The sequence below is a fragment of the Paenibacillus nitricinens genome, assembly GCF_052056485.1.
Classification (GTDB): domain Bacteria; phylum Bacillota; class Bacilli; order Paenibacillales; family Paenibacillaceae; genus Paenibacillus_AQ; species Paenibacillus_AQ nitricinens.
In genome coordinates, this window is the sequence record NZ_CP183948.1 from 3,140,766 (window position 1) to 3,167,113 (window position 26,348).

Below are 26,348 nucleotides of genomic sequence, written 5' to 3' on the forward strand. Positions count from 1 at the left end.
TATTTACCTTCCGGATTGTACAAGCAGATAGAAGCTCTGTCGCATCTCTTATACTATCACAATCGAAAAGAGGTGGTAGTATATGACTGCAGCAGAGAAGAGAAGAATTCAAAGAGCTTTGAATGCTTTGCGTAAGCAAAGAGTGGTTCTGAAGGAAAGTCTTAAAAGAATTGAAGCATTGCTTTGCAGATTACCTATGGGTAGTCGTGAAAGATTTGAATTATTAGCAGTAAGAGATTCAATCGTAGAAGCGCTTCGACTGAATGCTATAGCTATAAGAAATTTAAAAGACGTTACTTGTGCTTGTTAATTCGTTGAACTTCTGAATCTTCTGATCCTTGTATCAACGATCAAAGTAAAGCTTTTTCTTGTCACATTAGGAGGATACTGTTTTTCTTTCTTATTGATCTGACGGGTAACGATAGCTCAATAAACACGATAAGGCAGCCGGTCAGTCAATGTGATCGGCTGCCTTTATTCAGCAAACGGGCAGGATAGTTGAAGTTCAAACGCGGGAAAACGTATCATAAATAGGGCTTAGCCCCTATACCTAATAAAATACTATAAAGGATATGGAAGATGGGACAGAGGGGCCTTTTTTGCGAAACAAGAGATATATACATGGGTCTGTGAAGTTTACAATAGTAAACTAATCATTGAACGTCTAGCATTAAGTATAATGGAACGACGAATTAGGCAGATAAGGCGTACTGCGGGTTGTTTATATTATCCTCGCATAATTTTTTCGAAATGGAGAGTTTATGAAAAAGTCTATTGTTTTTGTATTAACGATACTTATATTATTCTCAGGATTCGCAGCACAAAGTTATGCGTCGTTGTCAGATACGCAATCTGGGGCAATACAAGCGTTGCTGGATGATGCCAGTCGTATATCAGGTGTGCCGGGAATGTCAATCTCTATACTTGCTGATGATGAAGTGTTCTACTTTTCTTCCGGGTATGCAGACCGTGAAAGTGGGGTGTCTGCAAGTGAAAATACACTATATGAGTTGGCCTCGGTCAGTAAAGCCTTTACCGGCATGGGTATTCTGCTGTTGGAGGAACAAGGGCTACTGTCAATGACTGACACTGTCCAAAAATATTTACCTTGGTTTACGTTAAAGTATCAAGGGGAACCTGTTGATATGCAAAGCCTTACACTCAATAACTTTCTTCACCATACTAGCGGCCTAACAAATGTTAGGCATTCTCAAAATATTCCACAAGGCAATACACCAGATTTGCTGCAAAAGACTGTGGAAATGCTGGTAGATGCTGAGTTGGCGTTCCCTCCCGGTGAACAGTATAGCTATGGGACCGTTAATTATGACGTATTGGGTTTGGTTATTGAGATTGTGTCTGGACAAAGATATGAAGACTTTATGAGGGAACAGGTATTTCAGCCGTTAGGTCTTCACCAGACGTATGTTTATAAAGAAGATGCTCAAGCCACCGGACAGATGGCACAGGGCTACCGTTCCTCCTTTTTTATGACAACTCCATATAACGCGCCGGATTATTCCGGGAATAAACCCGCAGGCTACATCATTTCTTGTACAAAAGATATGGCGCGTTGGATGGGCATACAGATGGGTATTGTGCAGGACATACCCGAAATATTCCATACGGTTATCGAAAAGTCACATCAGGGGGATATGTCTGTTCCGGCTGTAAACGAAATGTATTATGCGGCGGGCTGGTCGGTAAACGCCAACCAAACGATTATAGAGCACCCAGGGGGCAATCCCAATTTTGGAACCGAAGTGATCATACTGCCAAATGAACGAACAGCCGTCTGCTTGCTGACCAACGGCGCAAATATCAATAGAAGCATGGTACTAAAAGTTAAAGATATATTAGACGGCAATCTAACGCAGTCATATGAAATAAGCGGCATACAGCTTTTGGACATCATTTTATCGTCTACCACAATTATTCTTTGCTTATTGGCCGTTCTGTTCTTTCTCTTAGGATTACATAGAAGGAAAACGAATGAGCGGCAGCCAATGACAAAAAAGCGAATAATCGTAACAGCTATTTTGCTGATTGCTACGATTGCCCTATGTATAATGTGCTGTGTATTAGATTGGCCAACGATACTTATTTGGCAAACATATAGTATTCTTACAGCTCTGATTTCGTCGGCATTATTAACAGCAAGCATAACATGGTTAGTATACACTCACCGATATAATGCCTCGATCCGAAAATAAGCATTTTGTTCGTTCGCTTTATTGGTAAAATGCGTATAGCGTATATTGTTTGGTACAGCGGAAAGTAGAGTTACGAATAACACAGGAAGAATTAAACTATACTCAACTGCTTTCTTGTCTACCGCTTCTAACACTTGACGAGGCGTTTTAGTACCTGCTATGATTTCTTGAATACCTGAAGTCATCCCTTTCAAAAAAAGAGGTACCTCCTTTATTATCGACCCGTTGAATTACAAGCGATAGCGGATACATGGAGGATGTAATCTCAAATCTCATACATTAAAAGAGACAGTTTTGAGGAGTATTCGTATGGAACATAAATTAACCTTAATTAATGTTTTTGCCGGCATAAATTCAGAGGAAGCAGTCTTTGAAGAGCTTCCTGCAGAATGCATAAGCGATAAAATATTCAAATTATGTGCATCTCCTGGGCTGGCCCTAGGGCTTGCGAAAGGAGATACAATAAAACTCCATCCCAATGGAGAGTTTGAATTAATAAAACATGGTGGAAACTTCTGCATTCAAATTTACAAAGAGGAGCTTGTTAAAGAAAAGATAGAGACAGCGGAATCTATAGTCAAACGAGAGCTTTCCGGTTCTTTAGATGGATTTCATAATGGCTCGCTTGCCTTCACCGCGCCCATCAGGAATGGATTTCATGCCACCAATAAGGTCTTCAATGTAATTAGAGATTTATTAGAATCGGAGTACTATTACTCTAATATTTACGAATATCCATATAACTTTGACGATGAAGAGTTAGTTAGCTGGGCTAGAGATCTGGATTAATCGCTTTAAAATATCAGTTCTCCGTTTTTACTAAAGGCTCTAGCCTCTATTGAGCATCAGCTTTCCGAAGTAGATGATACTGTCCTTAAAGCTCAAGAAGCAGTCATGAAGCACGATTCATCGAAAAGAGATTAATAACTTCTGAATTGGAGAGATTTGCCCTTTCAATTACTGAAATGGCAGGCCGCGAACGATGAAGATCTAATTCCATTCGGAAAACTGGAAAACCTATTGAGAATGAATGGATGATAAGCCCTCTTGATTGATGAACTGCTTTCATAGATAATCATCACTATTCCATAATTGATCCCACTCGTCCTGATTAATAAGAGCAGTTCAATATCATTCGCACTAAACCAACCATACCCCCACAGGTGGGTCCTTGGCTCGCGAACCACGTTGTGGAAATTCAAACCATGTCTACGGTGGTGCCAGAAAGTCCAAATGACACTGTGAAGCGCTTGCTCGGCAGAGAGCCCCTACGCTAAATGCTTTTCTGCATGAGTGGTAGAAAATTTCCGGTAGAGGCGGAGTCCACCTATTTTGAAATTTGTGTCGTCGTTGGCAGCATTTTATTCCGATCTCAGACAAGTCTTTGAGCTGACGAAAAACGATACTTTAATAAATAAGCAGCAGTCTAGGGCATTATTTTCCTTGAACAAGGGTAATGGTTCTAGAGTATGATAGCGGAATTCTTGGATGAGAGATCAGGATTACTGATGTACAAGGTAGAAGACAACTGAAAGTAGAACAAAAGAGTGAATTCCTTCCAAAAGCGCCGTAAGGCGTTTTTCATTGTGCAGTTTGTCTTTGAAATCCGATATGATACTATAAGCTTAATGTGCTGAAAACGTATAAAAGAGAGGGATACATATATGACCAACAAGCTATACTACAATTCTACATACCTTACTGATTGGGAGACTTGTATCGCTGAAACCATAGAACGAGAAGATGGACTCTATGTTATTTTGGAGGAGACGGCTTTTTATCCGCATGGCGGTGGGCAACCTTGTGATTTAGGGACTATTGGGGATATCCCGGTACTTGATGTAATCAGTGAGGAAGATCTTGTCCTGCATAAGCTGGAACGTCTGCCTGATGATTTATCCGTCACTTGTCAAATCGATTGGAAGAGAAGATTTGATCATATGCAGCAGCATAGTGGACAACACTTGCTCTCAGCCACCTGTCTCGACTTGTACCAGTTTATGACTCTAAGCTTTCATTTGGGTGAGGATTATTGCACTATTGATATTGAAGCGCCAGAACTGTCGCCTAAACAACTTCATTCCATAGAGTGGGAGGTTAATCGGCAGATTTACCAGAACCATAACATCCTTAGCTATTTTGTAACAGGGGATGAGGCTTCACAGCTTAAACTGGTCAAACAGCCAACGGTGACGGAGAATATCCGGATTGTAGAGATCAAAGATGTTGAATATAACGCTTGCGGTGGTACACATGTATCTGCAACAGGTGAGATTGGTATGATTAAGCTACTGAAAACAGAGAAAATAAAAGGGAATACACGGATTTATTTTAAATGTGGATACCGTGCTCTAGCGGAATTTAATAACACACAGCACATCCTAGGAACATTATCTTCCAAATTGAAGACGGGAAAAGATGAAATCATCGATCACATTGAAAAATGGGAGAATGAACAAAAGCAGCTGCAGGCTGAAAATAACCTTCTTAAAGAGAAAAATGATGATTATGTCGTACAGGAACTTTTAACACAACTAGAAGGAAAGCAGATCGCTAAAGTGTTCGAGGATAAATCGCTGAAAGATTTACAAAACTTAGCGAATAAGCTGACTGCCAAAAGTGATGTTCCGGTATTGTTGGCTACTTCTGCAGAGAATAAAGTTGTATTTGCACAGAATGGCAGCGCGGAGGTCTCCTGTGGAGCCTTTTTCAAAGAGCATCTCAGTTCCTACAATGGAAAAGGTGGAGGCAGTGATAAATTAGCACAAGCTGGATTCCTGACATGGGGAGACGCTTTGGCGTTTTATGAGTTTGCTAGGAGTTAAGATTGCTTTATAAAAGACAGAAGACCTGACTGCGGTAAACTACTGTGGATCAGGTCTTTTTTATGCCTAAAGCGAAAACAAGAAACTTTTTCCAAAATATACCGTCTAATTACATATAATTATAGAGCCGAGGGAGACGAAAATAAATGAATAAATGGAAGGTAACGTTAGGAATCTTGACTGTTTTGATTTTAAGTACGGGGTATGGATCGGTATCAGCCCAAGCAGAAAAGCAAATTCAATTCAACTATAAAGAAATCGGAATCAGCAGTAAACAGGTGATCACGGAGAATACAACTTTTGTGCCCCTGAAATCACTCGCAGATGCTATGGGGTATACATTATCTTGGGATCAATCATCCCAAACGGCCAAGCTTGTTCGTCCTGAACGTGAGGTTATCTTCACAGCCGGTACTGTAAAGTCAAAAGTGAACGGGGCGGTAATGACCTTAACAAAATCCCCGCGTATTATAAAAGGCACGGTGTATGTGCCATTGGTCTCAGCGGTCAGTGTACTTGGAGGTAAAGCGGGGCTTAATAAAATGGATGGCGTTATCCAAATTGTAGATGAAGCTAAATTGGTTTCTGCTTCTGTAGATGGAAGATTCTATTGGATATCTCAGAAAAACGGAAATTTGTATTACCGTGCTACGTCAGCTGGAAAACCAGTAATTATTGGGCAACTACCTTTTAAGGAATCTGCGTACAACTACGCTTTTGAGATTAAAAAAATGGCCAATGGTACGGACCTACTCCAGTTGACGGACAATCATTATGCCATGTTCACGGATTTCAATAGCAGTTATCAAGTATTGGTTAAAGCGGGCACTATTCTCAAGCAAATGGACTATCATTACAACAACTCGGCTTATATCCATGCACCACAAGTGCCTTCCACTCAGGTGTATATGACCGATGGGAAGAATGTGCAATATATTTCTAAGGATGGCGGTTTGGGCAAGTTATTTGAGATGGAAAAGTTAACAGGAGCAACTGGAGATTTCATAGTGGAGTATGCTGCGGAAGATGTGGCGCTCATACGTTTATTAGATACGACACACTTATATTTGGTTTATAGCAGCAGTGGGAAAATCATCAATCTCAGCGAACAACTCATTACCAGTGAGGATCGTAAAGAATGGGATAGAGTAAATGATGGCAGAGATCCATATGTATTGACCAGAATGTTAGTGTTGAAGAGTCGCAAAGGGAATGTAATGACATTCACCTATACTCCAATCCTTGAGGAAAAAACAAAAACAGTGACATTTACACTTCAAACAAATTAATTTCAATCACTTTTATGTAATAAGTAAAAAGAGAGCGATGTTTAAAATCGCTCTTTTTTTGTATTTTGGATTATTTCATCATCATCGTACTTCCACCCTTAATCTGAACAGGTTGATCATTTACGGATACCCAGACATCTATAGCCGAGTTGTTCCGGATGACCGTTTTGTCAGCACTCATTTTCAGTGAATATAGCGCAGCAACGTAATCATAAATCTCTATATTGGTAGCGTACCAAATATCCGAATGTCCACCTGCTTGTTGGCAAAAGGATTCGATAAGCTCCCAATTGTTTTGCTGTGCAAATTCATAACTATGACCCCAAACATAACAGAGTCTCAATTTCTGGGATGGCCCTTCCGTTGTAAATCGCTCCCATATGTGATGCAGATCTTCTATATGATGACATGTTGGATGCCACTCCATGAAATTCAAAGGCATATCAAACTGTTTGGTAGAATGGACAGTGCGGCTGTATTCAATCCCAACTGACTGTAGAGGAGCAATGATTTCCTGAGAATATGTACCGTAGGGATAGGACATGCCTCGTACCGGATAATCTACTAGTTTCTCCAGTCGCTTACGATCTTCGAACAGCTCATCGATTACCATAGGTAAAGGTAGACGCTCTAGATGTGGATGGGTAACGGAATGGGCAGATACTTCATGGTTTTTGAGCGAATGTTTAACATCAGCAGAAGATAAGAACCCGGGTGCGTTTATCATAGCGCTATTTAAATGGAAAGTTCCTTTAATCCCATATTGATCAAAAATCTCCGCCAAGCGAATATCGTGTTTCTGTCCGTCATCATAGCTCATGGTGAGCGCCTTGGGCAATCCGCCCGGGAATAAGTTAAATTGAAGTTTCATGAATGTACACTCCTGTTCATTTGGTTATTTCGAAAATTACCTCTTCCAATTATAAACATTAAACGTTATAATCGGTTTCCACATCTAAACAATGAAAGTGTTTACAGAATGGAATACACTTATAAGGAGAGATGCTGCCTGCCTGACTTTCTCTATGTTGTAAAACTATTATATGTGAAAGACAGAAGAAACTCACTTTTATATTTTATCACTAACTTACTGAGTGCCCCAATCCTTTTTGCAGAATTGTTCACAACGAAATATGTGATCGACCTCATTCAGAACTTCAATCCTAACGCCTACCAACATATTTTGTTATTAGTGAGTTTGCTTATCCTAATGTTATATCTCGCGGGCTTTAATAGTTCTCTTCGAGCCATTTCTATCACCAATTTAACATCCACTTGTATCTATGAACTGGAACATAGTATTTTGGAAAAGACTTCTAAATTATCTACGGCACTTTTGGAAGACCCCACTACAAAAACTAAAAGAGAAAAAGCAAAACGACTTTCTTTGATTGATCTGTTAGACCAATGGACGAGCGTAACAGTTCACCTAATAACATTAGTTGCGTTAATGGTTGTCTTATCTGTTTATGGCTTCTATATTCTGGCTTTGATTATTTTAGGGGTGCAGATTCTACAGCTTTATCTTATGAAGCGAATGTCACAGAAAGTAGAGTCCATTTCAGCGGATCAAACCTCCTCTATACGTATGATCAACTATTTAGTTGATTTGTTAGTTAATAGAAATACGATTCCAGAAGTAAGAATGTATAGAATGTCCTCCTATTTGTTTTCCTCAATGAAAGAGAGCTTTAAGAGTAACTTCAAACAAATGCACCGTAAGGTTATTTATTCTGAAAGCCTCAACTTCTCCCAAAGCTTAATCATGATCTTATTAAATGGGACAACGATTGCCATTTTGGCGATCACGATTGGAAGTAGCGGACAGAGCGCTGGACTGTTTGTGTTATTACTTCAGATATCCAGTCAATTATTCATCGTTATTCCTGCATTCACAAGAGTTTACGCTGATTTGGCGAAGAGTCGTTTACGGTACGAGGATTATACGTCTTATTTAGATTTGGAAGAGCAGGTACTTAGAGATCAGGAGGTGAACTCAAATATAAACACGGATCCGATGAAGGTCCAAGTTCACCAGTTGTTTTTTAGATATCCGACCAACGCCAATAACACCCTTAGTAATATAAACATGACTATTCATCCAGGTGAACGAATTGCTTTTGTAGGTGAGAATGGCTCGGGTAAATCTACGCTTGTTAAGTTGATCTTAGGGTTGTATCCTGCAACAGCTGGAAACATCCAGTGGTTTAAAGGTGCACATGAAGTCTTAGCGCATAATGTGACACAGGATACCAGAGTTGTTTTTCAGGATTTCATTAAGTTACAAAGACCAATTAGAGAAAACATTGCGTTAGGTAATATGGCTACTATTCATGACGATTCAAGACTATTATCCGCGATGAGAACAGCAGAGGCTGATCATTATGGTGTTGCGTTGGACTCCTTAGTAGGTCCTCAGTTTGGAGGGATAGATTTATCTGGGGGGCAGTGGCAAAGACTTGCAATTGCGCGAGCCTATCTCAATGACGGTGCTCTAATGATTTTTGATGAGCCGACTGCTGCCTTGGATCCTTATGCAGAACAACAGGCGTTTGATACTTTTATGAAATTAGGAGAACAGCAGACTTCCATAATTGTGACTCATCGGCTGTATATGTCCAAATTCGTCGATAGAATTTTTCTGTTTGAGCATGGAGAAATCGTGGAAAGTGGAACACATGATGAATTAATGAGGGTGGATGGTAAATACAAAAAGATGTTTAATCGCCAGTCCTCTTTATATGTATGAGAAAGGAGCGATTCATGCTGAAGTCTGACATATCTAATTTTGTAATAATACTCGTGAGAATGGTTAAAAAAAGTCCGATGACCTCAACGATCACTATCATAGTCCCTATAATCAGTGGATTATTAACTTTTTATTCTTACGCTGTCCAAGTGAATATCATTAACGGTGTGGCTCGCGGTGTTATGACCCTGCTCCCTATTCTATGGTTTGTTGTGATTCATGGCGTACAAGCTTGTTCATTAAGCATAACCAACATGATGAAGAATCGAATGAATGCGGAACTAACCCTAGCTTTTCAATCCGAATTGATAGATATTGCAAACCGGGTTGATTTTGAGGATTTTGATGATGAAGAGTTTGGAAATAAACTGCAAAGAGCTAAAAAGGTAGTTGGAGAAGATTTAGAGGGGATTACAGGTTTTTTGGTATCTAGTGTAGGAATTATCTCAGGATTAATAAGCATCATCTGGTTGTCGGTGACAAGTGGTTATTTCTTGGTCACATTCGTAGTAACACTAATGATCGTGACTACCTTATCCATTCGATTATTTACGGAAATTAAAGTGAGAAGAACAGGAAGAGAGCTCACCTTTGATGGAAGAATGGGTGACTATCTTGCTAACACTTTGGAAGACCCTAATGCGATTAGAGAAATGCGAATTTATAACTCCATCTCTTATTTTACAAATCTCTGGGCAATGATTATGAAGAAGCAGCATAATAAAAGATTTAGCGCCAGAAAATTCGAGATCAAAACAGGGATGGTTGTGGCTATGGTCCAGACGAGTGCTATCTTTGTAGTTCTAGTGTACCTGTTAAACAAAATGGGGGATTCTAATACAGTTACAATTGGAACAATTTCGGTGTTATTTATGGCGCTGTTATCGAGTGGTGGTAAGATTATGAGTTTGACCTGGCCATTAAGCAAGCTTTACATCAGCAGTAGCAAATTATATGACTTAAATGAAGTACTTACATATAAGAACAGGGATTTTCGCAAAAATAACATCAATAATTCAACTGATGCTATTCTCCCAATTAGCGTTTCAAATGTCTATTTTAAATACGCCAAATCGAACAAGAATGTCTTATCTAACATCAATATGACCATAAAGCCGGGTGAGAAAATAGCCATCGTCGGTGAAAATGGAGCAGGGAAATCTACGTTGATTAAAATGTTGTTAGCTCAATATAGACCAAGCTCCGGAACGATTTGCTGGAAGGGTCATTTAGAACCTCGCGGAAAGGTGTCCGTCGTATTCCAGAATGCTGTAAAGTTTGAACTGACACTAAGAGAAAATATCCTATTGGGCGATGCGAATACACCTTCAGATGATGCTAAAATACTAAGGGTTCTAGAACAATGTGAGCTGATAGATTTGCTCCATGAATTAGGCGGATTAGATGTGAATTTGGGGCAATTAGTAGAAGGAAGCAGGCAGCTATCAGGTGGACAATGGCAAAAGCTGGCGATTGCCCGCGCGTTATACAATGATGCGGAGCTTATAGTATTCGATGAACCTACTTCTGCGATTGACCCGAATGCCGAGATGGAGATCTATACGAAATTATTAGAAATCTGCCAAGATAAAGCAGCTATTTTTATTTCACATCGCTTGGGTTGGGCGAAGAATGTTGATACGATCTATGTTATGTATCATGGAGAAATTGCTGAAGTAGGAGATCATCAAGACTTAGTACATCACAATGGGATTTATGCAAACATGTACGCTTTACAATCCTCTTGGTATAAGTAGCTTATTAGATGTGATTGCGGTTGATATAAGATGGCATATTCTCCTTAACTATACTCATGAGGTTTACTAAAAAAATCCACAACAAATTTCTGGAATTGTATAGCCGCTTGTGATAAAAAGTGTTTTCTGCTCCAGGCGATGCCAAAAGTGCGCTGACAAAACGGATCGGTTATTTTCAATTGAACGATTTCTGTGTTTTTACTTCTCCTGCTTAAGGCTAAAGGGAGAGTAAAGGTGATACCCAGCCCCATCTCAACTAAGGTTTGAACGGCACTTACTTCTTCGAGCTCGAAAGCAATTAGTGGTTCGAATCCAGCTTGACGGCAAAATGCATCTGTAATTTCACGGAAATTAGATCTAGAAGACAAAGAAATGAAATTCTCACCGGCAGCTTCAATCAAAGAAATACTTTCGCGATTGGCAAAACGATGATTCTTCGGCACACTTAAACATAATTCCTCTTCTGCTAAGGTAAACCATTCGATGTCTGGTCCGGTAACAGGTGTCGAAGATATACAAAAATCAATCACTGCACTCTCCAGATCGTTTCTCATTTCTAATGCTGAGCCAAGCTGACGCTGAATGATCCGAACGTGCGGGTGAAGGGTAAGAAACTCTTTTAGTAAAGTGGGCAATACATACGGTAGTGTTACTGCTATAGATATTACTCCATGTTCAAGTCCGGCCATATCCGTGAGCTGATGCTGACCTTCATCCAGTTCCAGAAATGCTTGCTCCACACGACGAAGATATGTTTTTCCGAATTCGTTCAATTTTAAATTTCTGCCTTGGCGTTCAAATAAGGGAACACCTAAGCTTTTCTCCAAACGTTGGATGGAATTGCTAAGTGAGGGTTGAGATACATTTAATTCTTTGGCGGCATTAGTCATGTGCTCAAGACGAGCAACTACACGGAAATATTGAAGCTGAAGGAATTCCATAACATTGACCTCTCTTTATTCATAACTCTAATGTGATATATCCATCATATAATATGTATTTTACTTAATTAATTTTCGGTCCTATACTATTGTAACATATAAAAAGATATAGGTAGGATGGAGAGAGTCTGCTGTGATTAGAGAGAAAATTTGGACCCAGAATTTTATTGTTGTTTGTTTGAGTAGTTTTTTTATGTTTCTGACCTTTTACATTCTGGCGACTGCATTCCCGTTATACGTGAAGGAAAGCTTGCACGGGAATCAGCAGCAAATGGGGTTAGCCATTACCATCTATGTCCTCGGAGGTGTATTGATCCGTCCTTTTTCAGGACAATGGGTTGATAAATTCGGTAAAAAGAAAATGGCGGTTATTGGGGTGGTCTTATTCCTACTCGCCTGTATAGGATACTTCGGAGCTAATGGAATTGTATTGTTTCTGGTGATTCGTTTCATTCACGGTATGAGTTATGCGGTTGCTTCGACAGCGACAAGTACAATAGCTTCCACACTAATCCCGTACTCACGCCAGGGTGAAGGCATCGGTTATTTTAGTATGTTTATGAGCATTGCGATGGTCATTGGACCAGCTTTGGGTCTTTTTCTATGGAAAGATGAGAACATTCATGTATTGCTGTTAGGTGTATGTGTGATTGCTGCGCTTTCGCTGTTATTCACATTAGGCGTTCGTATGCCCAAAGAAGCGAAGGATACGGTTAAAGAGGCCATTAGGGAACCTGTGAAGATGCGAAAGGGTCTTCGCTGGAGTGATGTCATTGAACCCAAAGCACTGCCCATCTCGCTTGTCGGATTTACGCTTGCGTTCTCCTATAGTTCTTTATCTGGTTTTATCGCTTCTTTTACAAAAGAAATTAACCAATCACAGCTTACCGGTTATTTTTTTGTGGCCTTTGCGATTATGATTGTGCTGTTTCGACCGCTAATCGGTAAAGTATTCGATAAATATAATGAACATATTCTCATTTATCCCGGAATTCTGATCTTTGCTGTAGGTCTGCTTAGCTTAAGTCAAGCTAAATCCGGATTCATGCTGATGTTCTCAGGCATCATTATGGGGGTTGGGTATGGCGCACTTATGCCATGCTTTCAGACGCTTGCACTAAAATTAGCCGATAAAGAACGTAGAGGAAGCGCAAATGGAACCTTTTTCTTGTTATTTGATTTGGGGTATGGAGCGGGTTCTTATATTATGGGTGTAGTTGCTTCTTATACAGATTACCGTATGATGTACGAAGTTGCAGGGTTCGTGACGCTTATCTCAGTTGCTGTATACTATTTGCTTCATCACCTACCTCAATCTAAGCTTCGCGTTCAAAAATCTAAAGCTGACGTTGCATAAATGTAAACGTTCAGCTGTATGATATAATTGTTGAAAAAAAAGCATGGGGAGAACAATATGACTACAATCATTGATAAAATCGCCTGGATTCATATCGAGAATGGACAAGTCTTATGTGCGCGTTCCAAAGGGAAAGATATGTATTATTTACCTGGAGGAAAAAGAGAAGCCGGAGAAACAGACGAAGAGACACTCGTGCGCGAAATCGAGGAAGAGATTTCTGTTCAGATCAAGACAGAGACGGTCTCTTATTTTGGAACGTTTGAGGCAGAAGCTCATGGTAAAGCAGAAGGTGTTATAGTTCAAATGACCTGTTATATTGCGGATTATGAAGGGACATTAAAGCCAGCGTCCGAAATCGAGGAATTATCTTGGTTAAGCTATAAGGATCGGGATCGTGTGTCTGTTGTTACCCAAATTATTTTTGATCAAATGCATGAGAAGAATTTGCTCTCATAATCAACCATATATAGTATTTGAAGTCCGTTTTAAGCCAGCAAGTTGGCTTGAGACGGTCTTTTTATTTCTACGTGTAACGCTCGTTCGTTGGACCATAGCAACGTTTCTTCTCATTAAGGACAGATGTCCTTTTTTAAACCCTTGAATTGCTATTTAATATGTAAGAGATCGAAGTTGAGGAGAGAGAGAAATGAGAGGAATTATATTTGCGTTTTTAGCGGGGGCTTGTATTACACTACAGGGCGTATCAAATGCTCGAATTAGCCAGGATATCGGGACTTGGCAGGCAGCGACAATTACACAGTTAACAGGGTTCATCATGTCCTTCCTAATTCTTTTGTTCGTTAGAGATGGGAAATGGGGAGGATTTAAGCAAGTAAAACCCTTATATTTGATCGGCGGCGCTTTTGCAGCTGTAATTATTTTCAGTGAAGTAACGGCCATTCAGCAAATCGGTGTTACGTTTACAATATCCTCATTATTGATTGCTCAACTATGTCTGACGTTCTTAATCGATATTAAAGGCTGGTTTGGAATGGAAAAGAGAAAAATGAGACTGCCGCAATTCATCGGCATCGGGGTGATGATCGTTGGCGTAGTGATACTGAAATTCTAATGGCCTTGCGCAAAGTCGATAAATGGAGGAGTTAAGTTATGATTATTGGTTTGATATTAGCGCTTATCGCGGGATCATTCGTGAGTCTGCAAAATATATTTAATACAAAAGTTAATGAAAAGGTTGGATCTTGGGCCACGACAACTTTAGTGTTAGGGATGGGATTCCTAGCTTCATTTATCATGAGTCTTATCGTTGAAGGAAACCGCATATTTACTTTGAGAAATATGGAGCCTTGGTATTGGATCAGTGGTTTGATCGGGGTTGGGGTAGTAATATGCCTTGTGCAAGGTACAAAACGGCTCGGCCCAACGTATGCGATTTCGATCGTATTAATCTCTCAGCTTGGGTTTGCACTGCTCTGGGATTCACTAGGCTGGTTAGGGCTTGAAAAGGTTCCTTTTACTTGGAAGCAGTTGGTCGGAGTGATTGTTATTGTTGGAGGTATTCTCGTGTTTAAGCTAGGTGGCGAACGGGAAACGCAGAAGGCGGCTTAGTCTTCCCCTCAGTCGCATGTCTGTCAAAATAGAAGTGATGGCAGTCACACGAGGATGTAAGCAAATGAAATTATACTTGGGAAAGTAATAGCTCAATTATAAATAAGGAGTAGATCATCCTATGTTCATACAATTGAACTCCCAAACTATTGAAAAGTTAGAAAAAAGCCTTGATGAACGACCAGGATATTTTAAATTATTCTTCGATACAGAGGGCTGTGGTTGTAATGGCGTAATCGTAATTCAAATCATTAGTGAACCTCATCACACAGATATCGAAGTGCAGAAAGAGCCTTTTACTTTTTTGGTTGACCGGCAACAGGAGTCTTTATTTGATGAACAGATGCGACTTGAAGCAGATGAGAATTACCCGTCATTCCGATTAAGTAGTGATTCGAGTTTGTTAGGAAGTAATATTCGTGTAAAAGATATTCGTTAGGCAGGTTGGAGCAGTTGAATGTAGAGTGTGTAGAATAGCTGATGAAGCGATTCTACACACTTTTTTTATGTTTTTGAGAAATAATATTGCAGACTATGTCACGTCGTGATATAGTCACGTTAAGACATATTTAAATGCGACGTATTCATAAAGGGAGCTGGGCATGTTGAACCCTGAGAAAGTATTGAAGAAATATGTACCCATGACCGAAACGGCATTCTATATTCTTTTATCCTTAGATGAGCCACGACATGGATATGGAATAGTGAAGCATGTGGAGAAAATTACGAAAGCCCGTCTTTTGTTAGGCTCTGGTACAGTATATGGCACGTTAACGAAGATGCAAAAAGATGGGATGATTACTGTTTTTGCGGATGAAGAGAGAAAAACGGTTTACGAAAGAACAGACATAGGGATGCTAATTCTTGCTACGGAGATTAATAGACTTAAAGAGCTACACGAGAATGCTATAAAATATGGAGGTGACGTAGATGATCATCAAAGTATGTAGACCCTTTTGGACTTATGATGTTCAGAAAACCGAAGACTGGTTGGCTTCTATGGCGGAAAAAGGCTATGCACTTATCCGACTCAACCGTTTAACTAGATATTTTTACTTTGAGCAGGGCGAACCGAAAGCAGCTACCTATCAGATCGTATTTGATAAAGTTCCAAATCAGTCCCTTTCAAAAGGATTATCAAATTTTGGATGGACGAAGGTGTTACAGAGCGGCAAATGGGTTGTGACGATGAACAGGCTGCCTTTAGAACAAATAAGAACATTTCCTGATCGAGAAGGGATCGTAAAGCATAACAAGAAGATCATGTATATTTTTATGGGGATATTGATTTATTTAATGGTTGCATTCCTCAATGTAATTTTGATAAGTGCAATAGCCATGAGTGTTTCCGAGTTTGGCCATTTTAATGTCTTTAACGGACCGTATGGTTTTATTCCTGCTACTGCATTAGGACTTAGCATGATCTTATGTATTTTCACCGTATATTCGCTGATCACATTAAACAAGACTAACAAGAGATTAACAGGGGAATTCATACAACCAAACAAGCAAAATGGTCAAGAGACATCCTTTCTGAAAGACAGGTTAAGTAAGAATGAAGAGAAACGTCTGAAAAGTTCAGGTCAACTTGTTATGAAGTGGAAGCTTGGATGGATGTATGCGCCGGATCGTCTTGAGGCGTGGCTAGAGGAAATGGAAGAAAAGGGATATAATCTGTACAGAGTTGGCAAAACAGGAACTGCCTTTTATTTTAAAAAAGGGAAGCCTCGTAAGATCTGTTATTGTGCGGACTTACAAAATACTGCTGATACCAATTATTTCAACATTCACACGGATTCTGGCTGGGTATGTCTGTATCATTCGAGTTCATGGAGTCAGAAATGGGTCTTATGGGGCCAAGAATATGTGCCAGGCGAAGTAAAACCTCGAATTTATAGCGATAAGTTAAATCAATTGAAACTGGCTAGACGTATAGCTTTAACGTATACAGCCATGTTCTTACCCCTCACTATTTTATATGTGTATATCATAATATTAAACATAAAATTATCGACTTACTCGAATTTGGATCGATTGCAGCTCATGAATTTGATCTTGTACGCCATCTTAATTCTAATGTTTGGCTCATATGTTAGTCGAACTTGGCTATATTACAACCGGCTTCGTAAACATCATCAATAATATCGTGGAGGTGGATCATGCAACAGAACATTTATGACAACTCTGAGTTTTTTCAAATGTATAAGAACTTAAGGGAATCAAGAATTACATACAATGACTTTATTGAACAACCTGCAATAAGAGGTTTGCTTCCAACTCTACAAGATTTGAATGTTCTCGACTTGGGTTGTGGTTTTGGTGAAATGGCAAACTATATGATTGATAACAATGCTTCACACGTAACAGGAGTAGATATATCAGAGAAAATGTTAGCTATGGCAGGGAAACGACCTCAGATCCGTTATGTACAGGGCTCTATGGCGGAAATCGATTTTAATAGCAATGAATTTGATTTGGTAGTAAGTTCGTTAGCTTTTCATTATGTCGAGGATTATAAAACCCTCATTAGTAGGATTTCAGATTGGATTAAACCCAATGGGCACCTGGTATTTTCAACAGAGCATCCGGTTGTTCTATCGAATAAGAGCCAAAGTGGGTGGGTTAAAGATCCCGATCAAAATATTCTTCATTGGCCTATTGATAATTATGGCGAAGAAGGTCTCAGATCACAGTTTTGGGGAATCGATGGAGTTATTAAATACCATAGAAAGCTTTCAACATTACTTAATACTTTGATCCAAAATGGACTCGCTATTGAAGAAATTGTTGAACCTGAATCTAACCTTGAGGGTCTTGAGAAGATGCCCAAATTAATAAATGAAAGAAGGAGACCTTCATTCATATTAATTAAGGCTAGGAAAACAGTTATGCATGGACAGTAATTTTCAGTTATGAATGAATTTTACCAACCGATTAAGGACGATTACTTTATACTTATGTATACAGCATCTGCAAGGAAATTAAGGGGAGTGTTTGTATGCATGAAATACCTCATGAGGATTATTATAAAGTGAAGCCACTACTTCAAGGAGAGCATATCCATCCCGAAATTCTCTCTTTAATTGAAGGCAATAATCCAGGTTGGATCTTTGTCGATCAACTTACAGCACCAAAGAGTGCGTTAGTGTGGAGTCAGGGGATTGAAGGGTTTTATCTTATCGGTAATCACACCAATCAAGCCTTTATCCATGCACTGGACAGTTATGTAACAGATCATATTGTACCTAGAATGAAGGAACTGGGGATGGAACATTTCGAAGTTTCTGGTCAACATGATGAATGGAATCTGGAATTGATGTTTCCTTCTAGGAAGCTATATCCTTTTGAACAGATGGTGTTCAAGTTACTTCACAAGCCGCCTGCGACGCAGACTAATGGGATTAGAACTATAAATCTTAAAATGCTGGATTGGGAGAACTCAGATCTAAAGAATATAGAATTTGTACATGAAAATATTGATTTATTCTGGTCATCGAAAGAAGACTTTGCCGAAAAAGGCTACGGATATGCTGCTGTTGAGGGATCTGAGGTTATGGGTGTGTGTTATTCTAGTTTTGTTACACAGGATACACACGCAATCGGAATTGAAACCCTTCCTAAATATCAGAAACAAGGAGTAGGGGCACATTTAGCAACGCTAGTAGTTGAAGATGTGCTTGCCAATGGCTTTATTCCTTACTGGGATTGTTCTACTGATAATGAAGCTTCGAAAAAATTGGCACTACGGCTAGGGTTTCAACAGATACATCAATATAAGTGTGGTGCTTTTGCAATATAATCCTTTTAGAGACGTCTATTCCATGGAGTAGACGTTTTTATTATATTTACCGTGGAGTTGTAAATACTTTAATATGAATAGTAATTTGGTATAACTCTATAATTATGAGAGAATGATCATCGGAACGAATGGAACGATTGAATATATTATAAGGTTAGGATGATCATCCATGAAAATTTTTCTTGTCGAGGACGATAGAACGATAGCATCAGGACTTGAATATTCATTACAGCAGGATCATTTTGAAACCCTTCTATGTTATGACGCCTCCTCAGCCAAGGCGGTGTTATCAGAGCAGTTATCAGAGCTCACCTTATGCATCTTTGACCTCTCACTTCCAGATGGCAGCGGTTATGAATTGTGCAAGATCGTGAAAGCGCAAAGTGATATACCGGTAATTTTTTTAACGGCGATTGATGATGAGGTCAACGTGGTGATGGGACTCGATATGGGGGCAGATGATTACATAACCAAGCCTTTTCGGATTCGGGAGCTGCTATCGCGAATAAAATCCGTCTTAAGGAGATATAACAAGCAGGCTCAGACCCAATCCATTATCGAATTAGAGAATATACGGATTAACACGCTTGAAGGAAAGGTTTATAAGAACGGCGATGAAGTGCTATTGACCGCATTAGAATATCGATTATTACTGATCTTTGCTAACCATGTTGGTCAGGTTCTCTCAAGAAATCAATTGTTAGAACGGATTTGGGATGTGGCAGGTGAATTCGTGAACGACAATACATTATCGGTTTACATAAAAAGACTTAGGGAAAAGTTAGAAGATAACCCCCAAGAACCAACACTGATCAAAACAGTTCGAGGGTTGGGTTACAAGGTAGGTGATTAGGATGCTTCGTAATAGAGAATTTAGATGGTTATTGTTTACGATGTGCTTGGTCAGTCTTGTGGCTACAGCGGTGGCGACATTTATATCGTTAGAGGCGGTAGGGCTCACAGCTGGGACTTCAGCTTTGCTTATAGCTTGTAGTGTATTGTTTACCCGCTGGAGATATGGTGAAATTGAAAAGCTCTCAGGATATCTACGTCAAATCAGCAGTGGGAATTATTCGCTCGATGTTCGTGATAATCAGGAAGGTGAGCTTAGTATCCTGAAGAATGACATTTATAAAGTGACGCTGATGTTATCCGAGCAGAGTGCGCAATTACAAGAAGATAAAATGAAGCTCACCAATGCGATTTCAGATATCTCTCATCAGCTCAAAACCCCGCTTACTTCCATGACCGTGATGGCAGATTTATTAAGTGATCCTGAGCTGCACACTGAGAAGAGAATGGAGTTTACCCGGAAAATTACGATCCAACTCGAACGAATTGGTTGGCTAGTCTCCTCTTTATTAAAGTTCTCCAAGATCGATGCTGGAACCATTCATTTTAAAAAAGATCTTGTTGCGGTGACCAAGCTTGTTCAAAAATCGTTGGAGCCCATGTTAATTCCAATGGATATTAAAGAACAACGCATCTTGATTGATGGAGAAGAGAGCACCACATTTGCGGGCGATCTCAATTGGACAACTGAGGCGATCATTAATATTCTGAAAAACTGTGTAGAGCACACCCCTGCTGGGGGAGAGATTTCGATTTCTTTTGCAGAAAATACACTGTTTACGGAAATTATCATTACAGATAACGGCAAAGGAATCCCAAAGGCAGAGATCCCCTATATCTTCAAACGATTCTATAAAGGTAAGAATGCAAGCGAAGATAGTGTAGGGATTGGACTTGCCTTGGCACAAAGCATTATCACAGGACAAACCGGAACGATCGATGTGAAGAGTGAAGTGGGGAAGGGTTCACAATTTCAGATCAAATTTTATAAACAAGTCTTTTAGCACATATGGCTTAGTGACTAGAATGTCACTTTAGAGTCACTGGATAGTCATTGTAGACAGATATACTGATCTCATCAACAAATGGAGGTCTAACAATGGACATTTTAAAGATTGAACATCTGTCTAAAACATATGGAAAAGGCGAAACAGCGGTAAAGGCATTGGATGATGTATCTTTTTCGATTAAAAAAGGGGAATTCGTAGCGATTATCGGGCCATCTGGCTCCGGGAAATCGACCATTCTGCACTTATTAGGCGGAGTGGATAGACCGACAAGCGGCAAAGTATTCGTAGATAACACGGATATATATGAATTGAATGAAACACAGCTGGCGATCTTTAGACGCAGACAAATAGGGCTGATTTATCAATTCTATAATCTTATACCAGTCCTAACGGTCGAAGAGAACATCACTCTCCCTTTACTTCTTGATCAGCACAAGGTAGATAAGAAACAATTTGCGGATACTGTAAAGGCGTTGAATTTGGAAAATCGCTTAAACCATCTTCCGAATCAGCTCTCAGGCGGGCAACAACAGCGGGTCTCTATTGGTAGAGCGTTAATTAGTAATCCCGCAATCATGCTGGCAGATGAGCCAACCGGTAATCTGGATAGTAAGAACAGTGGTGAAATTATAGATTTATTAAAAATGTTTAATAAAACCTATAATCAAACGCTGATTGTCATTACTCATGATGAACGGATTGCACTGCAAGCAGATCGAGTCATTACCATTGAAGATGGAAGGATCGCTAAAGATGAGGTGATTCGTCCGTGAATATCGTAAATAAATTAACACTTAGACATTTGAAACAGAATAAGCGAAGAACCATGGTTACCATCATTGGAGTCATCATTTCTGTGGCTATGGTGACGGCTGTGGCAACGCTTGGTTTTTCATTTATGGAATTAATGAGGAAGCAGAGTATCTCGACTAATGGAGAATGGCATGTCCAATATAGAAATGTTACTAAAGCTCAGCTCAAAGCGATAGAAGATGATGATGCAACGAAAGCACTTGTCATCTCAAATGATCGCGGCTATGCCCCTTTAGTGGGGGGACAGAATGAGAACAAGCCCTATTGGTATATCAAGGAATATAATGCAGCTGGTTTTAAACAATTTCCGATTGAACTTCTGGAAGGAAGACTCCCGAAAACTAACTATGAAGTAGTCATTTCTGAAGAAATTGCAAAAAATGCTAAAGTAACCTACAAGATTGGTGAAACTTTAGTGCTCGATGTTGGAGAGCGAGTCACGAGGGATGATAAAAATAGTGGTCAGCCCTTATCTCAGAACGAACGATTACGGACTGAAGAGGATACCCTGAATGAAGAGATCATTCATAAAAAACCAATGAACTACACGATTGTGGGAATGATAAAGCGTCCCACTTGGGAACCAACATGGTCTCCGGGTTATACTGCCCTAAGTTATGTGGATGAAAGTTTGATTGGAGCAGCCGAAAAAGCTACAGCGACAGTTGTATTAAACAAGGTGGATAGCTCCATATACAAACATGCAGAGGAATTGGCAAAAGAAAACAATATAGAGTCGATTTCTTATAATAATAGTCTGCTGCGCTATTATGGTGTGACGAATAACGATGGCTTACGTAATGCACTTCTTTCATTGTCGGTCATCGTTATGACTGTGATTATCATTGGCTCTGTTTCTTTAATCTATAATGCATTCGCGATTTCTGTCTCGGAACGTGCACGTCATTTAGGAATGCTCTCCAGCGTAGGTGCTACAAAGAGGCAGAAGAAGAATTCGGTGTTTTTTGAAGGAATGATCATCGGTTTAATTAGTATCCCTATTGGGATCCTTTGCGGAATTGCAGGAATCGGGATCACTTTTATGTTCATCAATACGATGATTCAAGATGTACTAGGGATAACTGAAAAATTAACAATGGTTGTTACCCCTCTGTCCCTATTCACCGCTTGTATAGTATCTATACTGACGATTTTTATATCCACCTTTCTTCCAGCTAGAAAAGCTTCAAAGATTTCGGCGATTGATGCAATCAGACAAACAACCGATGTTAAGCTCTCTGGTAAAGCGGTGAAAACATCTAAGTTCGTTCGCAAGTTATTTGGAATTGAAGCGGAAATTGGTTTGAAGAATTTAAAGAGAAATAAACGCAGGTATCAAGCAACTGTGTTCTCCCTTGTCATTAGTATTGTTCTATTTTTAACCGTATCATCATTCACTACAAATATGAAAAAGTCGGTAGAACTCTCACAGGATGGTTTGAACTATGATATTCAAGTTTATATGGGGACAGAGGACGCTCAAAAAGTAGATCGGCTGACGAAATCGATATCTGCCTTACCCAATATAACGGAATATAATGTGGTCAGGGAACTAAGCTTGAGTTCATGGATTGATGAAAAAGATATGGCAAAAGAATTGCAAGAGATCGTGGAGAAGGATAGCAGTATTTTAAAGAATGGGAAATATCCTTACTACATTCAGATCCATGCCCTAAATGAACAGAGTTTGAGAACCTATGCAGAATCCGTCGGTGTAAGTTATGAACAATTAACGAATCTCAATCAGATGTCAGCTATTGTGAATGATACCGTCACCTTTGAGGATGAGAACGTCAAAAAGATTATTGAGACCAAAGCTCTTCATTCGGAAATCGGTCAGAAGCTTGATTTAATTTATACGGATTGGAACACAGAGAAAGAGACGAAATTACCACCAGTAGAAATTGTCGCATTAACTGATAAACGTCCTATGGGTGTTCATTCAGCACTAGTTGGTGGATTAAACATCATTGTCTCTGAACAAGTCTTCGATCAATTAACAAATGATACGATGAGTAACGATATACAGAGCCGACTAAACCTGAACAGCTCTGATCCGTTAGCGACACAACAGGCCATTGAGGAAATGAAAGAGCGGAATGTCTATGTTCAAAATGTGTTTCAAAATAGACAAAATAGTGAGCAGATGATCATGTTAATGTCTATTTTTACCTATGGTTTTATTGCTTTGATTACATTAATATCGATTGCGAATATTTTCAATACGATATCAACCAGCATATCACTTCGTAAAAGAGAGTTTGCGATGTTGAAGTCTGTAGGGATGACGCCAAACGGTTTTAATAAAATGATTAATTATGAAAGTATCTTCTATGGGATAAAATCACTACTTTACGGGCTTCCGATTAGCATAGTCGTGATGTACTTGATCTATAGATCCATGATGAGTAGTTTCTCCTATGGATTCGCACTTCCGTGGATGAGTATCTTGTATGTCATAGTCGCTGTATTTATCATCGTTAGCTCAGCTATGCTGTACTCCAGTTCAAAAGTGAAGAAGGAAAATATTATTGATGCTTTAAAACAGGAGAATATATAAAGTTTAGCCGCGATCATCGCGGCTTTTTTAGACTTATTTGAAGGTATATATTTTTGGGGGTATTTTGTGTCATATATGACACGAACAGTATGTTATTACATATAAATCCCTATGATATAATGTATTCAATTGAATTTAACAGATTATAACTTTAGAGGCAGGTGTCAACGCTTGAGAACGGTCGTCGTGATTGGCGGGGGGATTACTGGATTGTCTACCGCTTACTATCTACAGAAATCTATACAGTATAATAAGTTGGATGTAAAAATCATTTTGGTTGAAGCCAGCGATAGACTAGGCGGAAAAATCAGAACACTTCAGCATGAGGACTTCATCATGGAATCTGGTGCTGATTCAATTGTCACTCGCAAGACAAATGTAGCCCCATTGGTTGAAGAATTAGGTATTCAGGATGAGGTTGTATATAACGCGACAGGAATATCATACATCTACACAGAAGGTAAGCTGAAGCAAATACCTAAAGATGCAGTCTTTGGCATCCCTCTCAGTATTGAATCGCTTGCTACTACAGATTTGATCTCTGCTGAAGGTAAAGTTGAAGCACTTAAAGATTTCTATACTCCGAATGATCGTTTTACGAAAAACGATTCTGTAGGTGATTTTCTGGAAGCTTTCTTTGGAAAAGAACTTGTCGAGAAGCAAATATCACCTGTCCTATCAGGTGTATATTCCGGGAAATTGAGTGAACTTACCATTGCCTCGACCCTTCCCTATTTGATTGATTATAAAAATGAATATGGAAGTATTATTCAGGGATTGTCCGCGAATAAGGCTAAATTCCAGGGGAACGGCGATAAGAAGTTTATGTCTTTTAAGGGTGGTGTGTCTGCTCTGATTGATGCTATGGAAGAACAGCTGTCCGATGTAGAGATCATCAAAGGGATTCGGGCCGAGCGCATTGCAAAGGATGGAGAACAGTACCGAGTAACACTGGCCGATGGGCGAATCTTGGACAGCGATTTTGCCGTACTAGGAACGATGCATTCTACTGCACAAGATTTACTTCAAGACGAAGCGCTGAATGAAGATTTCAAACAGTTGTTTAACAGCTCTATGATTAGTGTGTATCTAGGATTTGATATCCCTGACAGTCAACTGCCAGCGAACGGTACAGGGTTCATAACAGCCAACAGTGACGATGTTCTTTGTAATGCTTGTACGTGGACAAGTCGCAAGTGGGAGCACACGTCTGGTCAACAACGTCTGCTTGTCAGACTCTTTTATAAAAGCTCAGGACCGCATTATGAGTCCTTGATTAAGCTTTCAGAAGAGGAATTATTAAAGGTGGCGTTGAATGATATACAGACCAGTCTTGGAATTACTGGACAACCAGTTACCCACGATGTGACCAAATGGCATGATGTTATGCCAAATTACCACAAACGCCATCATGAGATTGTAGTATCCTTAGAGAAGAAGATTGCAGATCATTATCCGAATGTAATCCTTGCTGGATGTTCTTATTATGGTGTGGGTATTCCCGATTGTATTGCAAATGGAGAGAAGACAGCGGAACGTATTTTGGAACAAGTAATTACACATTAAACAAAGGAGGGCGGACAATAGTGAGAAAATTAAAATTAGCGATAAGCTCTATGCAAAGTCTAGACTATAAACAACGGCGGTTGTTTGTATAGAGCGAATAAAAATTGATTTACCGCCAGTGCACTGTGCAGGGTTGTTTTTAGAATAGACTTTGCTACCTTCAAACTCAAAAAAAGTTTAAGGAGCAGAGTGACTATGAAATATGTAAATGCAGATACGATTTTTCCAAAGGAATTATTAGAGGAAATTCAGAAGTATATTAACGGTGGTTTGGTATATATCCCTAAGCCTGAAGAAGCACATGTAAAATGGGGCGAGAAGTCAGGGAGCAGAAAATACTTAAGATCTAGAAATATTGAGATTTGTTTAAGGTTTGCCGTTGGAGCAACGGTTGACCAGCTTTCGGATGAATATTGCCTATCAAGGGACAGTATTAAGAAGATTGTTTACACAAAAAAATAGCTGTAATCCTAAAAATCCACGTTAGAGGAAGCTCTGACGTGGATTTTTAGGATTTAATTATCATTCAATCTTAAATACCATACTTTTTCCGATATTTATCGATCCCGTCTACAAAATGTCCTTCATATTTCACGCCTTCATCCATTTTTTTATTTGCTGCTGTAAAAGCTCCTATCTGATTAGAATAGGTTGTGAAATCTAACACTTCTTGAGGTGTTTTCATCTTTTGTTCGTAAGCAACCTTGGATAGAACGGTAATTGGATATCTTTCTTCAGTCCAACCTCGGAATATCCATCCGATTCAACGGTAAGTATGGATTCATCAGAAGCTTCTGGTGTCAATTTTGCATATGTAAGACTGGTCATTTCAGCTAGTAAGCGAACTTTTATTTTTGTAGTTTCACCCACAGGAATAACATCGCTAGACAAAGTAATATTTGCCTCATTGAGTAATTTCTTATCAGCAGCAAACACAGTGGATGGCATTAATAAAGCAAAAACCATAGTACAAAGTATAAAACATTGACTAAACCTTTTCATTAGCAATCATCCTTATCATTTGATTTAGTAGTCACTCGAAGTA

27 protein-coding genes are annotated in these 26,348 nt (G+C 39.4%); 22 read left to right on the forward strand and 5 right to left on the reverse strand.

The genetic code is table 11. From position 1 onward, the window contains the following. Positions 1-82 precede the first annotated feature (82 nt). Entirely contained in the window at positions 83-310 is a 228-nt protein-coding gene (locus tag ACN6KS_RS13975; protein ID WP_094869890.1) for a hypothetical protein, read from the forward strand. Between the two features lie 451 nt (positions 311-761). Further along, positions 762-2,213 carry a serine hydrolase domain-containing protein gene (locus ACN6KS_RS13980; protein ID WP_440962250.1) on the forward strand — a complete coding sequence of 484 codons (1,452 nt, stop codon included), beginning with the start codon at positions 762-764 and terminating at the stop codon, positions 2,211-2,213. On the opposite strand, the gene ACN6KS_RS13985 is transcribed toward ACN6KS_RS13980, so the two are convergent. Then, the gene (locus tag ACN6KS_RS13985) at positions 2,183-2,407 is read right to left on the reverse strand and encodes a hypothetical protein (protein ID WP_440962251.1); all 225 of its coding nucleotides are present in this window, start codon (positions 2,405-2,407) and stop codon (positions 2,183-2,185) included. The genes ACN6KS_RS13980 and ACN6KS_RS13985 overlap by 31 nt on opposite strands. A 115-nt stretch (positions 2,408-2,522) precedes the next feature. Between ACN6KS_RS13985 and ACN6KS_RS13990 the strand changes: the two genes are divergently transcribed. From ACN6KS_RS13990 to ACN6KS_RS14000, 3 genes are all read left to right on the forward strand, one after another. Beyond that, positions 2,523-3,002 carry a DUF4265 domain-containing protein gene (locus ACN6KS_RS13990; RefSeq protein ID WP_094874831.1) on the forward strand — a complete coding sequence of 160 codons (480 nt, stop codon included), beginning with the start codon at positions 2,523-2,525 and terminating at the stop codon, positions 3,000-3,002. A gap of 875 nt (positions 3,003-3,877) precedes the next feature. Beyond that, positions 3,878-5,038, forward strand: coding sequence for an alanyl-tRNA editing protein (locus tag ACN6KS_RS13995; RefSeq protein ID WP_440962252.1), 1,161 nt, complete (start codon positions 3,878-3,880; stop codon positions 5,036-5,038). A 146-nt stretch (positions 5,039-5,184) separates the two neighbouring features. Further along, on the forward strand, positions 5,185-6,327 hold the full coding sequence (locus ACN6KS_RS14000; RefSeq protein WP_440962253.1) for a copper amine oxidase N-terminal domain-containing protein: 1,143 nt from the start codon (positions 5,185-5,187) through the stop codon (positions 6,325-6,327). A 70-nt stretch (positions 6,328-6,397) separates the two neighbouring features. Here ACN6KS_RS14000 and ACN6KS_RS14005 read toward each other — a convergent pair whose 3' ends face one another. Next, positions 6,398-7,198 carry a polysaccharide deacetylase family protein gene (locus tag ACN6KS_RS14005; RefSeq protein WP_440962254.1) on the reverse strand — a complete coding sequence of 267 codons (801 nt, stop codon included), beginning with the start codon at positions 7,196-7,198 and terminating at the stop codon, positions 6,398-6,400. A gap of 432 nt (positions 7,199-7,630) precedes the next feature. On the opposite strand from ACN6KS_RS14005, the gene ACN6KS_RS14010 reads away from it, so the two are divergent. Together ACN6KS_RS14010 and ACN6KS_RS14015 are read left to right on the forward strand one after the other, a co-directional pair. Then, positions 7,631-9,076: an ATP-binding cassette domain-containing protein gene (locus tag ACN6KS_RS14010; RefSeq protein WP_440962255.1), complete on the forward strand. Its 1,446-nt coding sequence runs from the start codon at positions 7,631-7,633 to the stop codon at positions 9,074-9,076. 14 nt (positions 9,077-9,090) lie between these two features. Then, a complete protein-coding gene (locus ACN6KS_RS14015) occupies positions 9,091-10,833 on the forward strand; it encodes an ABC transporter ATP-binding protein (RefSeq protein WP_440962256.1) in 1,743 nt (580 codons plus the stop codon). Positions 10,834-10,877: 44 nt separating this feature from the next. Here ACN6KS_RS14015 and ACN6KS_RS14020 read toward each other — a convergent pair whose 3' ends face one another. Beyond that, the gene (locus tag ACN6KS_RS14020) at positions 10,878-11,774 is read right to left on the reverse strand and encodes a LysR family transcriptional regulator (protein WP_440962257.1); all 897 of its coding nucleotides are present in this window, start codon (positions 11,772-11,774) and stop codon (positions 10,878-10,880) included. A 133-nt stretch (positions 11,775-11,907) separates the two neighbouring features. Here ACN6KS_RS14020 and ACN6KS_RS14025 point away from each other — a divergent pair, with 133 nt between their 5' ends. The 15 genes from ACN6KS_RS14025 (at position 11,908) to ACN6KS_RS14095 (ending at position 25,765) form a co-directional block, all read left to right on the forward strand. Continuing rightward, positions 11,908-13,131, forward strand: coding sequence for an MFS transporter (locus ACN6KS_RS14025; protein ID WP_440962258.1), 1,224 nt, complete (start codon positions 11,908-11,910; stop codon positions 13,129-13,131). Between the two features lie 57 nt (positions 13,132-13,188). Continuing rightward, positions 13,189-13,590, forward strand: a complete 402-nt coding sequence (locus ACN6KS_RS14030) for an NUDIX hydrolase (RefSeq protein ID WP_440962259.1) — start codon at positions 13,189-13,191, stop codon at positions 13,588-13,590. Between the two features lie 190 nt (positions 13,591-13,780). Then, positions 13,781-14,206 carry a DMT family transporter gene (locus tag ACN6KS_RS14035; protein WP_094874272.1) on the forward strand — a complete coding sequence of 142 codons (426 nt, stop codon included), beginning with the start codon at positions 13,781-13,783 and terminating at the stop codon, positions 14,204-14,206. Positions 14,207-14,244: 38 nt separating this feature from the next. Next, positions 14,245-14,703: a DMT family transporter gene (locus ACN6KS_RS14040; RefSeq protein WP_094874273.1), complete on the forward strand. Its 459-nt coding sequence runs from the start codon at positions 14,245-14,247 to the stop codon at positions 14,701-14,703. Positions 14,704-14,824: 121 nt separating this feature from the next. Beyond that, positions 14,825-15,142 (forward strand): iron-sulfur cluster biosynthesis family protein, encoded by a 318-nt coding sequence (locus tag ACN6KS_RS14045; protein ID WP_440962260.1) that lies wholly within the window; start codon positions 14,825-14,827, stop codon positions 15,140-15,142. Between the two features lie 163 nt (positions 15,143-15,305). Further along, positions 15,306-15,653 carry a PadR family transcriptional regulator gene (locus tag ACN6KS_RS14050; protein ID WP_373455801.1) on the forward strand — a complete coding sequence of 116 codons (348 nt, stop codon included), beginning with the start codon at positions 15,306-15,308 and terminating at the stop codon, positions 15,651-15,653. Continuing rightward, positions 15,634-16,845 carry a DUF2812 domain-containing protein gene (locus ACN6KS_RS14055; protein ID WP_094874276.1) on the forward strand — a complete coding sequence of 404 codons (1,212 nt, stop codon included), beginning with the start codon at positions 15,634-15,636 and terminating at the stop codon, positions 16,843-16,845. The genes ACN6KS_RS14050 and ACN6KS_RS14055 overlap by 20 nt, the downstream gene beginning before the upstream one ends. Positions 16,846-16,862: 17 nt before the next feature. Next, the gene (locus ACN6KS_RS14060; protein WP_094874277.1) at positions 16,863-17,606 is read left to right on the forward strand and encodes a class I SAM-dependent methyltransferase; all 744 of its coding nucleotides are present in this window, start codon (positions 16,863-16,865) and stop codon (positions 17,604-17,606) included. A 95-nt stretch (positions 17,607-17,701) separates the two neighbouring features. Further along, positions 17,702-18,502: a GNAT family N-acetyltransferase gene (locus tag ACN6KS_RS14065; protein WP_094874278.1), complete on the forward strand. Its 801-nt coding sequence runs from the start codon at positions 17,702-17,704 to the stop codon at positions 18,500-18,502. Positions 18,503-18,671: 169 nt separating this feature from the next. Then, a complete protein-coding gene (locus ACN6KS_RS14070; protein WP_094874279.1) occupies positions 18,672-19,355 on the forward strand; it encodes a response regulator transcription factor in 684 nt (227 codons plus the stop codon). Between the two features lies 1 nt (position 19,356). Continuing rightward, positions 19,357-20,358 (forward strand): sensor histidine kinase, encoded by a 1,002-nt coding sequence (locus ACN6KS_RS14075; RefSeq protein WP_094874280.1) that lies wholly within the window; start codon positions 19,357-19,359, stop codon positions 20,356-20,358. A gap of 95 nt (positions 20,359-20,453) precedes the next feature. Then, a complete protein-coding gene (locus ACN6KS_RS14080; protein ID WP_042127549.1) occupies positions 20,454-21,137 on the forward strand; it encodes an ABC transporter ATP-binding protein in 684 nt (227 codons plus the stop codon). After that, positions 21,134-23,737 (forward strand): ABC transporter permease, encoded by a 2,604-nt coding sequence (locus tag ACN6KS_RS14085; protein WP_440962261.1) that lies wholly within the window; start codon positions 21,134-21,136, stop codon positions 23,735-23,737. The genes ACN6KS_RS14080 and ACN6KS_RS14085 overlap by 4 nt, the downstream gene beginning before the upstream one ends. Positions 23,738-23,908: 171 nt before the next feature. Further along, positions 23,909-25,303, forward strand: a complete 1,395-nt coding sequence (locus ACN6KS_RS14090; protein ID WP_094874866.1) for a protoporphyrinogen oxidase — start codon at positions 23,909-23,911, stop codon at positions 25,301-25,303. Between the two features lie 195 nt (positions 25,304-25,498). Beyond that, positions 25,499-25,765, forward strand: a complete 267-nt coding sequence (locus ACN6KS_RS14095; RefSeq protein ID WP_042127555.1) for a CD3324 family protein — start codon at positions 25,499-25,501, stop codon at positions 25,763-25,765. Positions 25,766-25,835: 70 nt separating this feature from the next. Here the strand turns inward: ACN6KS_RS14095 and ACN6KS_RS14100 are convergent, their stop codons facing one another. Together ACN6KS_RS14100 and ACN6KS_RS14105 are read right to left on the reverse strand one after the other, a co-directional pair. Further along, the gene (locus ACN6KS_RS14100) at positions 25,836-25,988 is read right to left on the reverse strand and encodes a hypothetical protein (protein ID WP_341134701.1); all 153 of its coding nucleotides are present in this window, start codon (positions 25,986-25,988) and stop codon (positions 25,836-25,838) included. Then, complete coding sequence (locus ACN6KS_RS14105; RefSeq protein ID WP_440962262.1) at positions 25,985-26,305, reverse strand: hypothetical protein; 321 nt, start codon at positions 26,303-26,305, stop codon at positions 25,985-25,987. The genes ACN6KS_RS14100 and ACN6KS_RS14105 overlap by 4 nt, the downstream gene beginning before the upstream one ends. Positions 26,306-26,348 lie beyond the last annotated feature (43 nt).